The following is a 12164-nucleotide window of genomic DNA, read 5'->3' as shown; positions in this document are numbered from 1 at the left end:
GGTCAGAACTCCACGAAGACGTGCTTGGTCGCATCTCCGGGCCTGGTCTTCGCCATCGCGCCGGGATGCAGGATCGCCTCGGACCCGTAGACGGCGACGCCGGGGCGCAGGATCGGGTTCCCCTTGGTTGAGCGCATGAGATGTGACTGGCCCTTCTCCAGCAGAAGCTTTGCGGGAACCTGAATATAGCCGCGATCGGCACAGATCAGCGCGGCGATCGCCTTGAGGCCGCTCTCCTCCCCCTGTGCAGCCCATTCGAGGGAGCCGCGCCGGAACTGGAAGCGCCACGGCCCCTCCCCGGAGGCCCGGGCGGTCACGAGACGGACGCGGGAGCTCTCATACATGCTGCGGCCACAGATCTCCCCGCCCGGGACGAGCGCGTCACGCACCTTCTGGAGATTGAGGTCGATCGGGTGAAACCCCGTTCGCGTCGACGCGACGGTGGCGATCACGTGACCGGTCGCGTCGACGCGAACGGGGTTCTGGTCGATATGGACGTGCGGGGGCTGGGACGCCTGGGGCGGCGCTTTCGGTTGCGCCTGCTCCGGCACCGCCGCCGGAACCGGGATCACCGGGGCCGAGGGGTTCGCCACCTCGACCTGGGCGGCCTCCACCTCCGGCGAGGTGACGCCGCGCGCCGCGGCGATCGCCCGGAAGATGCGGGAGAGGTGATCCGTCGCCCCCTCCACCTGAAGGGACATCCCGATCGTGCGCGAGAGGGTCTCGAGCTGGGCCGGGATCTGCGAGATCCGCCGCATATGCGCCTCGAAGGCCTCAACGCTCTCCAGGCGCGTGAAGGCGACCGCCTTCTCCTCGCGCAGGATCCGGGGAAGGTCGGTCGCGACCACCTCGAGCGTGCGGATGAGACGCTCGAGCTCAGGGCTTCTCGTTTTTCGCTGAATTGCGGTTCGTCTCGTCACGGTCATCATGGCCCCATAGGAATTTGCGAAAAATTATTACTTTCGCTTCCTCCCGTCAAGGACGAAGACTTAGCCGCCCGCGGCGTCCTCGACATGCAGGACCCGGTTCCCGCGATAGAGGGTGACGGTCATGTCCGGGCTGTTCTGATGAATCGCGTCGACAAGGCGGGCGACCGCCTCCTCAAACCCCCCGTGGAAGGTGGCGGAGGCCCTGATCCGGTAGTCGAGCGGGTTATCCCAGACAACGGTCCAGCCCGAGATCCGCGCCCAACCCTCGATGGTCCCCTTGAGGCTGGCCCCGGACATCACCGCCCATACCTCCTGATGCGCGACGGGATCCTCGACCTGCGGGACCGGAGGCGGGTCCGCGCGCACGGCCGAAAACCCGGCGGGGGTCATCAGGGCGGCAGCGCAGAGGGTGATCACAAGTGGGGAGCAGACCCCTTTGACGCGCGTCTTAACTCGCATCTTCCTTCTCCTCCTCAAGGGCGGGATTGGGGGCCACGGCGAGTTCGGCCGGACGCGGACGCGGCCGGATGCTACGCGCGGCAGCGGTTTTGGGGGTGACCTCGATGATCGGCGCGGCCACCGGCAGCGGGTCGGCGGCACGGGTCGCGCCGAGCCCCTCAGGGCGCGGCAGCGGACGCAGAGATCGGGTTGGTGCGCTTGAGGTCGGCAGGGCCACTTCAGCGGGGGCGGCCGCCTCCGTCGACGCCGAGGCCGAGGCCTCATCCTCCGTCTCTTCGCCGGAGTTCGCAATCAGAAGGGGCCCTTCGAGGACGTCGCCGCTCTCGAGCGTGACCCGGAACGCGGTCTCGTCATCCTGGACCGACAGGACCCGTCCGAGGTCCCCGAGGATCATACTCGGAACGATCATGATCCGTGATGTGGTGTCCGCCCCGTTCTGGATGAACGGGGCCCCGGAGGGGTCCCGATCCAAGGCCCAGCCGCGAAGCGCGAGGGTCTGCGGCTCCCGCTCTCCCCCCTGTGCGTCCCGGCCCGAAAGGGACGGGATGTCCTGGAGGGGGGTTACCCCGTTGCGGCGATCCTCGATCAGGCGCAGCACCTGCGCGGCGCGTTCCGCCGGCATACGGGAGATCGCGTCCAGAATGCGGGGATCCATCAGCACGTCCGAACCGGACCCGGAGCTCATGATCAGCTCAAGATCAAGATCGGGAACGGCGAAGGCGCTCCCATCGGTATTGCGCTGCCCCATCCCCCCGATATGGGCGATGATATCCTCGCGGGGCGAGGCGTTGACCGCCTCGAAAGGGACCGCCTGCGCAAGGGCCCGTATCCGGTCGCGCACCGGGTCTGGGGCGGTCGTCTGCGCGATGGCGGGTCCGGACAGGACACATCCGACCATCACGACGTTTCCGATCCTCTTGAGCAACATACCGTTATTCCCCCGTTTTTCTTTCGGGCGTGACGACGCCCTCCCTGACGATCCGCTCCACCCTCTCCATGCGCTCCTGGGTGAAAATGTCCGCGAGCAGCCCGTGTCGCGCGAGCCCTCCTATCGTCGAGACGATGTTGTGCAGGGCCGGCTCCGACTTCGGATCGTAGGGGCTGTTCAGAAGCGCCTCGAGCGCCTCCGGATCCCGCTCCGACATGGAGATCAGAAAACCGATCCGGATATCCGCCGGCAGATAGGCCAGGACGAACAGGAGGTCCCGGCGCATCTTCGCGGGCATCTGCCCGATCCGGGTTCCGGCGCCGATCTGGAAGGCCAGCGAGGTTGCACTTTGGAGCCGGTCGCCCAGATCGGCCACCTGTCCGCGCACGACCCAGTGCTCCTGCGTCTTGAGCCATTCCGACGCCTGGATGATCGCCCGGGTCACGTTCATCGGGAATGGGCGCAACGCAGATCTCCGGTTTTATCCTTTTTCGCAAATCTTGATGTGCCACAGCCGAACCGTCTATGCAATCCATTCAGTCGCGGAGGAGAGCGTGTCCGTGCAGTTTTTTGTGGACAGGGACCGGGATACATGCGGTACGCCCCCCCTTTATCCTCTTTGCGGATTTGCGATTTTTTCTCTTTTACGATATGTCCCGTCAAAGAGGGGGTGGCCGCCGGAGGGCGGATCCCGTCGACCGGACAGCAAGGGGGATTGACCTGATGAGCGCCGAACATGTTCTGAACCTGCTGATCGACGAGGGCGGGATGGTAGAGTACAACGGAATCCGGGTCGACCTCCCGTCAGCGGCACGGTCGTCTGAGTTCATGAGCTCTCTCCTGAAGATCGGGCTCGTGAGCCTGGAGAAGGCGGCTCCGGGCATTCTTGATTGGGTCGAGGTCCCGGCGCTTCCGAAGACGCTCCTGATGACGACCGCCTATGCGATCGACGTCTCCCCCCGCATTGAGGGGGAGGATCGGGTGATCGACGCGAGCGGGGTGATCGCCCATGCGAAATACCTCACGACCCGTTTCGTCGATCCGGAGCTTGATCCGGAGCTCGTCCGCATGATCGGTGTTCTGGCTCAGGTCCGGATCAACCAGATCGAGGGTCCGGTCCAGAGCGGCCTGCCGCAGGGGGGGGAGGATCGGTGAGCCAGAACCCGAACGCCGGACAGGGGCCGAACGCCGACCAGGAGTCGATGCGCTGGCTCTTCATCTCGATCGCGCTCCTTCTGATCACCCTCTTCGCATGGACCTATCTTCAACCGGAGATCAACGTGATTTCCGGCGTGATCTCCTGGGCCCATATCCTCCCCTATGCGATGGCCTACCGGGCCCTGCCCGTTCTGGGGGCGATCCCGCTCATCGGACCCTCCGTCTTCGAGGAGGCGCATCACGCGCTGCGTTTCCTGGAGCAGGGGAATTACGTCGCGATGACCCCCGAACAGCGGATGATGCTTCTCACCATCGCGGGACGTTGCGCCATCCCGCTCTACGTCCCCCTCCTGCTGATCGCGGGCACCCTGGGACGGAGCTTTCGTCCCGACGTGGTCTACCGGGTCGGCTACACGCTCGAGACGATGATCCGGGCCCAGTCGGAGCACTGGCTCACCTCCCGAATGAGCCGTCACGTGAACCCGCTCAGGGTCCCGGAGGTCTCCGCCACATCTCTCGCGAAGGGGGTCCTCGCGCAGCGCAGAAAGACGAAGACGGTCCCTGAGGTGGGTGCGCTCATCAGCCTTGATCAGCCGGCGCAACGCCAGGGGGCCTGGCAACGCGCGCTCCGCCCGGAGGAGTGGCTGCTCGGGGCCGGGATGTGCTTCTCACCCGAGCACGCGGCTGCGGCCGAAAAAAAGGACTGGGAGTACCCGTCGCGCCTTCTCGAGGCGCGTGACCGCTGGCCGGAGACAGATATCGAATCCTTGTGCGAGCTTCTTGCCGCACAGCTGCGCACCCCTTGGACCGGCTTCAAGGACCTGCGCCCCGGCCATCAGGCGATCTGTGCCGTCATGGCGAGCTTCTACAGTTTCGACATCACCGGCGGGAACGCCCTTCTGAACGATCTCGGCGGGGTATATGACGCGATCGGCGCGAAGCCCGGCGGCATGGACAAGGCCATTCTGGCCGAGGAGGGCCTCATGCCACGCATCCGCAAGATCCTGGACGGCAAGCCCGGAAGGGCGCTCGCGGAGGTGGCCGCCCGCCACGCCTGGGTCGAGACCGCCTTCCCGGCGATGCTTCAGGTCGCCCGCAAGGACCGCGGAGTCCTTCCCGCGGCCGCCTTCCTCTGGCTCAAGGGGGAGGACCGGCTTTTGTGGTACATCCTCGACAACGTCGGATCAGACGCGGTCATGATCGAATCCGCCGGCGCCATGTCGCACTTCAAGGCGGAGGTCCAGATCGGACTTCCGATCCGTCGCCCGGCCGTGTTCCAGGCGGCCCGAGCCCTGCGCGAGGATTATCTGGACGTGACGGAGGCGCGCCTTCAGATGCGCGCCATCAAGCGGGATCTCGCGATGACCCCCGAGGAGCGGATCCGCCGCGCCCTGGAGGCCCGAGGCAAGCCGCCCGCCCCCGATCTCCGGAAAGGTCCCGCAACATGAGACTTGTGGACAGCCGACCAGATATCCGGATCTCAGATTGATTTGAAACCGGAAACCGTCTATTTTTTCGCAAACCCGTCAAGCGCAGGGACCCCGATGAAAACCTCCAGGACCAGAGCCCTCTCGGCCGTCGCGGTTGCGGCCCTCGTCGGGCTGACCCCGATCACCGCCACCGCGCAGACCGAGATCTTCCGCTCCATGACCAACGAGCGGTGCTCCGCCGCTTCCCGGGACGCGGTCGCGAACGCGGCCCGCCTGAACGTGGAGAGCCGCGTCGCCCGGGCGGAGGCATCGATCCAGCCCCCCACGCCCGTCGGCGACCTCTCCTGTCTCAATGACCTGATGAACATCGACATCGATTTCCTGTCGGGGCGTATGTTCGATATCAGCTCCATCCTCGGCGACCTGATGAGCGGGTTGCAGAACGTCACCCTTGAGGGGATCCAGGGGGCGGTCACCCGGCAGATCTGCGAGTTCGCCGCGGAGAAGTGGGGGGAGGTGACCAAATCCCTGAACCTGTCCGTCGATGACCTTCTGGGGGACATCTCCCCCTCCTTCACCAGCAACTTCGCCCTGATCAACGTGACCCAGGGGGCGCCAGGGACAGGGATCGTGATCAACGGCGGCGGGACCACCCCGCAACCGAGCTCAGCCCCCCGTTCCGCACCGGTCAACTCTGACGTCCAGAACACGATCAACCAGATCTACAACAGCCTCAACGGGGGGAACTGATCATGGCCGGACCCGGAACCCGCACCGCTCTCGCAGGCGCCACCGCGCTGCTTCTCGTCTCCGCGAGCCCCGCCTTCGCCCTGTTCGGCGGCGGGGCAAACTGCGCCTCCCCGACCCAGGTTTCCAACGCACATAGCGGGACGCGGGACGTGATCCGGGAGGAGCATGAGACGACCCGGAACGCGATCATGGACGCGATCGAGGAGCAGACCGAGGCGCTGACCGAGAAGATGGAGGAAACGACCCTCCGGATCATCGAGGCCTTGACCCTCGCCGCGAAGGAGAACTCCGCCCATATCCGCCAGCAGACGGAGTCCCAGAGGCGGGTCGCGGACGCGCAGGAGCTCAACGCGACGGACCGGATGCGTCAGGAGGTCCGCGCGAGCGCGGAATCCGGTCAGTTCGACCCGAACCCGTTCAGCTGCTCACTTCTCGACATCTTCGAGTCGAGCCGCGGGTCCGGTGCGCCCATGACCGGAGACGGGGTCACACAACGCGCCGTGAGCCGGCTCAGCGGGGATGATGAGGACGTACAGGCGGGCGGGACCCAGATCGCGGTCAGCGTCGTGAACGCAAGGGACACCTATTCCGGTTTCCGTGGGTCCGAGAACGCGACGACGGACTGGTCCTTCATGCTGAACGAGCCGACGATCGACCTGTCGGACCCGCAGATGCAGGACGTGCTCGGCTGGGTCGTGACCAACTCCGTCGACCCACTGCCGGAGCCGAAGATGACAGCGGCCGAACTTGACACCCCGGAGGGGATGTCGATGGCCGCGGAGGCCCAGAAGCGGATCGCCCGTCAGCGGGCCGCGATCGAGACGATCAACATGTCGCTCAACATGCGGACCCCCGCCTTGACCGACAATCAGGGGACGTTCCGGTCGATGGCGGATGACAGCGCCTACAACCGGCCCGTCCCGGAACGTCTCTCAGAGCTTCAGCAGCTCGATATCCGGACCGTCTATCACTACGCGCCCGGTCCGAACCGGGTGAACGGGACGAACGGTCAGCAGAACGGGCTGGTCCATATGAACGAGAAGGGCTGGCTTCAGGAGCTTCACACGATCATGGCGATCAACGCCCGGATCAACTACATCCGCCTGGAGCTCGAGAACCGCAACGCCGTGGTGAACGCGCTGATCCTCGCCTCCCTGAACGAGCGGTGAGCGGCGAAAAGCCGAACACCTGAAAGGACGCGCGCATGGCCATCTTCAAGGAGTCCCAGCCCTCCCTTCCGACCAGTTCGGAGGCGGTCGAGAACCGCTACATCCGGCGCCCCGTCAAGGGGATGGGGGAGCGGGTTCGTGACGGTCTCACCCACCGGGACACGGTCATGATGATCATGGTCGGATCGGGACTCCTGACCCTTCTGATCCCGGCCGTCTTCCTCCTGGTCGTGCCGAGCGCGCTGACCTATTACGTCTGGGCCGCGCGCCAAAAATACCGGCTCCCTTTCAAGACCCCGATCACCTGGGGCGGGACCGATTACGGGGCGCCCAAGCCGGGCGGCCGTGGCCGGTTCGGGAAGGCGGCCGGTATCCTCTATTTCGGCCAGGACGAGTCCGGGCTCGAGGAGCTCTGGATCGAGAACGGGGACGCGCGACGTCACGGGTTCTTCATCGGGACCACCGGGTCCGGCAAGGCGCTCCCGCTCGACACCCCGGTCCTGACCCCGGGCGGCTGGGTCCGCAACGGGGATCTGGCCCCGGGCGACCTGGTCGCGCACCCGGACGGCGGGGTCTCCCGGGTCCTCTCCATCCATCCCCAGGGGGCGATCCCGGGGATCCGGCTCCTGTTCGCGGACGGACGCGAGGCGGTCTGCTCCGAGGATCACCTCTGGCACGTGCGCGCCACCTCAAAGCCAGGCCTCTCCTGCCCTCAGGCGCTTCCCGAGGAGGGGCGTGTCATGGAGGCGCGCGACATCGGGATCCTGTTCGGCCTCTACGGGGCCGACCTTGACATGACCGTTCCGCTCGCCGCCCCGTTCACGGGGCCGGACGCGGGCGAGCGCCTTTCAGACGCGGCGGCTGATCGGGCCGCCCGGGACGGTCTGGACAGTCTCCTCGTCATGCCCTCCGTGATCGGCACGCCGCAGGAGCGGTCCCGGTTCCTCGCACGGTTCGTGCGGTCGCGCGGGCTCGAGTCCCGGATCGACCCTCAGGGGGTCCGCCTCATCGGCGTCCGCCCCGGAGAGGCGCGGCTCCTCAAGGAGATCGCCTGGTCGCTCGGCGGGTTCGCCACCTCCTGGCTGACCGCGGAGGGGCGCACGGACGTCACCCTCCTGTACCGCGGCGTCGAGCTGATCGATCCCGCTGCGAGCACCTGCCGCTGGCCTCATGAGACCGGTCTGCCGATCGTGGGCGTGGAACCCGTTGACGGGCTGACCCGCATGTCCTGCATCAAGGTGGACCGCGAGGACGGTCTCTATGTGATGGAGGGTCACGTCACCACCCATAACACGGAGCTCCTGCTCGGGGTCGTCTCCCAGACCCTGATGTGGTCCTCCGGGTTCCTGTTCATCGACGGGAAGGGGACCACCGAGTTCTACGCACGCGCCTGGACCCTGTGCAAACGGTTCGGCCGGGAGGACGACCTGCGGGTTCTGAACTTCACCGACCCGGGCGGGGACCCGGACGCGCCGGCCGGCGGACCCTCCACCCAGTCCAACACCCTCAACCCGTTCTCCAAGGGGTCCCCGGACCAGCTGATGAACATCGTGGTCTCCCTGATGGGGGACGCAGGCTCCGGCAACGACATGTGGAAGAGCCGGGCGATCTCGCTCGTCACCGCCCAGATGATGGCGCTGTGCGAGCTGCGCGACAGCGGAGAGATCCTCCTGAACGTCCAGACGGTCCGGGACTTCCTCGCCCTGGGCAAGGGGGTCGACAAGGCCAAGCTCCGCGGCAAGAAGCCCACCAAGGTGGAGGAGATCCCCAAGGAGGCCTGGGACGAGATGCGGACCCGGGCCGGTCTCATCGAGCTCTATCTGCGCGCCATGAAGGGGGAACTCTCACAGACCACCCTGCTCGCGCTGCGGGGTTTCTTCGACACCCTGCCCGGTTTCTCGCTCGAAAAGGCGATGGCCGGGGACCCGCAGGAAACCAAGTGTAACGAACAATATGGCTTTCTTTCCATGCAGTTAACCAAACCGCTGGGGTCTCTGGCGGACGGTTACGGACACATTTTCCGCACGCCCTTGGGCGAGATCGACATGGACGATGTCGTGCTGAACCGGCGGATCCTGGTCGTGCTTCTTCCCGCCCTCCAGAAGGCGCCGGAGGAGATGCAGAACTGCGGGAAGATCGTCGTCACCCTTGCGAAGATCATGATGGGGAACGCGGCCGGCTTCGAACTTCAGGGGACCCGTCAGGAGATCGTCGAGGCGAAACAGACCCGCGCCCCCTCCCCGTATATCGTCGTCCTGGACGAGGCGGGCTATTACATGGTTCCGGGGATCGACGTCATGATGGCCCAGGCGCGTTCGCTCGGCTTCATGATCATCGTCGCCGGCCAGGACATGGCCGCGATGCAGAAGACCTCCCCGCAGATAGCGGAGACGGCGGCCGCGAACGCCTCGATCCTCGCGGTCGGGAAGACGGTGGACGGGGACAAGACGATCAGCTTCGTACAACGACTGATCGGGAAGTCGACCGTCTCGGTCGCCTCCGGATTCCAGTCCCAGCCCGGGATCCTCGGGAACCGTTGGGTGGACCGGATGGACGCGACCTTTCAGGAGGTGGACAAGGTCCGGATCGATGAGCTCCAGAGCCTCGGGGAGGGCCAGTTCTATTTCCTGTTCAACGGGAAGCTGGTTCGGGCGGCGACCTTCTTCATCGGGGACGAGTTCGGCGAGAACTTCTCGGTCAACAAGTTCCTCAAGGTGCGGGGACCGACGGACAAGGTGCCGGGCCTGGACCAGTCCGTCGACAACAGTTTTGTTCAGGGCCTGATCGACATCACGACCGCCATGGGGGCCGGCCTGAAGCCCCCGGTGATCGATCTCGAGGACCCTCTCGCCCTGGCCCTCTCCGTCTCTGAACGGTTCCGTGCCCGGGCCGGCGCGGGGAAGATGACCCCGGCCGCCCTGCGCACGGCGGACCTGATCGGCCTCGCGGCCACCCTGGACGGGGAGGGCGCCGCCGACCCGGAGCCGGAGGGCTGGTCGGACATGATCGAGGACGGGATCTCCGGTCCGGACCTCGACGACCTGCGCGAGATGGCCGGGATCCGGAAACGGGCGGTCGCCACGGAGATCCCCGGCGCGGACCTCCGGGAGGCGCAGGCGGGTCGGCTCGGAAACCTGCGCGGTCACGCCTCGGCCCCGATCAGGCCTGAACCGGTCGTACCCCCCTCAGAGGGGTCGGGGGCGGAACGCCCCACCTCGGCCCGGCCCGCCGCACCGCGGACCGAGCCGGCGCGCCCCCCGGCCTCTCCCGCCCGGGTCCCCGATCTGCCGCCGCCGAGCGGGACCCGGAACGAGGTCCCCTCCCGGGTCACGGAGAGCATCCAGATGGCGATGCGGGGGGAGACCCCGAACGCGCGCCATATGGGGATCATCGGGATGTTCGAGTTCGAGGATGAGGTCCGCAAACAGGCGGCCGAGTCCGGGTTCAGACCAGACATCCGGGAGGGGCTCAAGGGGGCCACCCGGACGGAGACGGTCGCCGCCATGTTCGGGACCATGTCCCGGCAGATGGAGCAGATGCACCGGCTCCTCATCTCCGAGGTCGCCGAGGGGGACCTGGCCGCTCAGATCATGGAGCGGGCCGCCCCGATGCGGCCGACCGTCCTGCCACATGAGGCGGGGGAGGACGAGGTGAGATCACGCCTGTCCGGCATCGAGAAGACCCTGGAACAGGCCATGCGAGGGCAGGACTGATGCGGATCGTCGCCTTCGACCCGGGCCGGGCCACCTCCTTTGCGATCCTGAACACGGAGACCCCGCACCGGATCGAGGTGGGGGAGGTGGATCTGATCGGATCCGGACGGCTCCGGCGCCCCTGTCCGGTCCATATCGCAGAGCTGATGATCGGGACGGACTGCGCGATCATCGAGGAGGTGGGCGCGCGGCCGGACCAGGGGGCGAGCGCGGTCTTCACCTTCGGCATGTGCGTGGGCACGATCCTCGGCGCCGTCTCCGCCCGCCACGTACCGATCGAGCCGGTTTCCCCCCAGCGCTGGAAGGCGGCGTCCCGCCTCGGCGGCCTCGGCCGGGACGAGGCGAAGGACGCCGCACGGGCCCTCGCGACGGAGCTCTGGCCGGACCAGAAGCCCCTGTTCCGGGTAAAAAAGAACCACGGGCTCGCAGAGGCGGCCCTGATGGCGCGGTGGTATTTCCTGTCAGGTCCGGGACGGGACGTCCCGTTTGACGGCGATCTGCCCGGGACGGCGGGTACGGATCAGAACAGACAGGGCTGATCCGGGGAGCGCGCTTCAAACTCCTCCTTGAGGTTCCTGAACTCGGCGGTCCGGAAGTTCTCCTGAACGCCCGGCTTGCGCCCCGAGTAGCGGGTTCTGGCGTCCAGCCGGAAGGCCGGAAGGGACATCTCCTTGCCATAAACGGCCCGGCTGCGGATCAGCTCCGCGAGCGCGTTCAGCTCATCGGGGGTGGCCGGGACCTCCTTGTGCCATGCCCTGTGGCCGTAGGCGTCAGACCCGTCGTTCGACCAGCGGAACCCGGCCGCCTTCAGCGCGTCCTTCGCCTCGAACCGGCTGTCCTTCGCGATCACGTGGATCGTGTCGATCTCCCCTCTGCGCAGCAGCTCCGCGAAGGCGGTCTCCGTCCCGCCCCCGTTCAGGACGAGCGCGGTCGCGATCACGTCCGCGTCCGCCCGATGGGATCCGTAGACGTAGCCCTCCGAGAGGGCGAGAACCTCAAGGCTGCGCCCGTTCTTGCCCCGCGAGAACCAGTCCACCTGGGCGAAGGAGCAGTGCCAGGGAATCTGATCGAACCCCGCACCCGGGAAGGTCCGCTCCACCATCTGCCGATCGAAGGCGGCGTTATGCGCGATCACCAGCTCCGCACCCCGCATGAAGTCACTAACCTGCTCATCGGTGATCCGGCATCCGGCCACCGTCTCCGCGGTGATCCCGGTCACCCTGGACGCCTCCTCGGAGATCGGGACGGAGGGTTCGCGCAGCTCGTTGAAGACCGCGTCCAGGGCAAGGATCCCGCCCGCGTCGAACCGGAACCGGAGCATCGCGAGCTCGACCACCTCGTCATGGCTCTCAAGCCCGGTCGTCTCGCTGTCGAGGATGATCCCGGTCCGGGCCAGGGCGAGACGGTCCGGATCCGTGCAGGTCGGGAAGGCGTCCAGCGTCGCCTGGCGCATCAGGGCGTGACCGGAGGCCTGGAGTGCGGCGGAGAGGAGCTCACGCCCCGCATCCGTTCCGGTCAGGGTCCCGATAAGGGAGCGAATCCGCTCCTCCTGATCTGGTCGCATCTGGGTCTCCTATAGACATGAGAATTCGGTCCGGGTCATGATGGACCGAACCTGTGAAAATCGT

11 protein-coding genes are annotated in these 12164 nt (G+C 66.7%); 6 read left to right on the top strand and 5 right to left on the bottom strand.

All coding sequences use genetic code 11. The annotated features are described in order from the left end of the window. Nucleotides 1-2: 2 nt before the first annotated feature. From C8N34_RS04255 to C8N34_RS04245, 4 genes are all read right to left on the bottom strand, one after another. Entirely contained in the window at nt 3-926 is a 924-nt protein-coding gene (locus tag C8N34_RS04255; protein WP_145693559.1) for a hypothetical protein, read from the bottom strand. A gap of 63 nt (nt 927-989) precedes the next feature. Further along, entirely contained in the window at nt 990-1388 is a 399-nt protein-coding gene (locus tag C8N34_RS26230; protein ID WP_158640483.1) for a toxin co-regulated pilus biosynthesis Q family protein, read from the bottom strand. Beyond that, nucleotides 1378-2286, bottom strand: a complete 909-nt coding sequence (locus C8N34_RS26225; RefSeq protein ID WP_158640485.1) for a hypothetical protein — start codon at nt 2284-2286, stop codon at nt 1378-1380. Before C8N34_RS26225 ends, C8N34_RS26230 begins: the two co-directional genes overlap by 11 nt. A gap of 34 nt (nt 2287-2320) precedes the next feature. Beyond that, on the bottom strand, nt 2321-2782 hold the full coding sequence (locus tag C8N34_RS04245; RefSeq protein ID WP_146177477.1) for a hypothetical protein: 462 nt from the start codon (nt 2780-2782) through the stop codon (nt 2321-2323). A 257-nt stretch (nt 2783-3039) separates the two neighbouring features. Here C8N34_RS04245 and C8N34_RS04240 point away from each other — a divergent pair, with 257 nt between their 5' ends. The 6 genes from C8N34_RS04240 to C8N34_RS04215 all read left to right on the top strand — a co-directional run bounded on the left by C8N34_RS04240 (nt 3040) and on the right by C8N34_RS04215 (nt 11075). After that, nucleotides 3040-3471: a hypothetical protein gene (locus tag C8N34_RS04240; RefSeq protein WP_108127950.1), complete on the top strand. Its 432-nt coding sequence runs from the start codon at nt 3040-3042 to the stop codon at nt 3469-3471. Beyond that, a complete protein-coding gene (locus tag C8N34_RS04235) occupies nt 3468-4922 on the top strand; it encodes a secretion/conjugation apparatus DotM-related subunit (protein WP_108127949.1) in 1455 nt (484 codons plus the stop codon). Before C8N34_RS04240 ends, C8N34_RS04235 begins: the two co-directional genes overlap by 4 nt. Nucleotides 4923-5018: 96 nt before the next feature. Continuing rightward, nucleotides 5019-5654: a hypothetical protein gene (locus tag C8N34_RS04230; protein WP_108127948.1), complete on the top strand. Its 636-nt coding sequence runs from the start codon at nt 5019-5021 to the stop codon at nt 5652-5654. Between the two features lie 2 nt (nt 5655-5656). Then, nucleotides 5657-6823: a hypothetical protein gene (locus C8N34_RS04225; protein ID WP_108127947.1), complete on the top strand. Its 1167-nt coding sequence runs from the start codon at nt 5657-5659 to the stop codon at nt 6821-6823. Between the two features lie 35 nt (nt 6824-6858). Then, on the top strand, nt 6859-10536 hold the full coding sequence (locus C8N34_RS04220; RefSeq protein ID WP_108127946.1) for a TraM recognition domain-containing protein: 3678 nt from the start codon (nt 6859-6861) through the stop codon (nt 10534-10536). Then, entirely contained in the window at nt 10536-11075 is a 540-nt protein-coding gene (locus C8N34_RS04215) for a RuvC family protein (protein WP_108127945.1), read from the top strand. The genes C8N34_RS04220 and C8N34_RS04215 overlap by 1 nt, the downstream gene beginning before the upstream one ends. Here the strand turns inward: C8N34_RS04215 and C8N34_RS04210 are convergent. Continuing rightward, nucleotides 11057-12100, bottom strand: coding sequence for a 3'-5' exonuclease (locus C8N34_RS04210; protein ID WP_108127944.1), 1044 nt, complete (start codon nt 12098-12100; stop codon nt 11057-11059). The two genes, C8N34_RS04215 and C8N34_RS04210, sit on opposite strands and share 19 nt — an antisense overlap. Nucleotides 12101-12164 lie beyond the last annotated feature (64 nt).

Source organism: Gemmobacter caeni, assembly GCF_003054195.1.
Lineage (GTDB): Bacteria > Pseudomonadota > Alphaproteobacteria > Rhodobacterales > Rhodobacteraceae > Gemmobacter > Gemmobacter caeni.
This window is presented reverse-complemented; position numbering and strand designations above follow the sequence as displayed.

Excerpts from the sequence above, each read along its gene's own strand:
- C8N34_RS04240 (WP_108127950.1), top strand. The coding sequence starts at position 3,040 with ATGAGCGCCGAACATGTTCTGAACCTGCTGATCGACGAGGGCGGGATG.
- C8N34_RS04215 (WP_108127945.1), top strand. The coding sequence starts at position 10,536 with ATGCGGATCGTCGCCTTCGACCCGGGCCGGGCCACCTCCTTTGCGATC.
- C8N34_RS04220 (WP_108127946.1), top strand. The coding sequence starts at position 6,859 with ATGGCCATCTTCAAGGAGTCCCAGCCCTCCCTTCCGACCAGTTCGGAG.
- C8N34_RS04230 (WP_108127948.1), top strand. The coding sequence starts at position 5,019 with ATGAAAACCTCCAGGACCAGAGCCCTCTCGGCCGTCGCGGTTGCGGCC.
- C8N34_RS26230 (WP_158640483.1), bottom strand. The coding sequence starts at position 1,388 with ATGCGAGTTAAGACGCGCGTCAAAGGGGTCTGCTCCCCACTTGTGATC.
- C8N34_RS04210 (WP_108127944.1), bottom strand. The coding sequence starts at position 12,100 with ATGCGACCAGATCAGGAGGAGCGGATTCGCTCCCTTATCGGGACCCTG.
- C8N34_RS04225 (WP_108127947.1), top strand. The coding sequence starts at position 5,657 with ATGGCCGGACCCGGAACCCGCACCGCTCTCGCAGGCGCCACCGCGCTG.
- C8N34_RS26225 (WP_158640485.1), bottom strand. The coding sequence starts at position 2,286 with ATGGTCGGATGTGTCCTGTCCGGACCCGCCATCGCGCAGACGACCGCC.
- C8N34_RS04255 (WP_145693559.1), bottom strand. The coding sequence starts at position 926 with ATGACCGTGACGAGACGAACCGCAATTCAGCGAAAAACGAGAAGCCCT.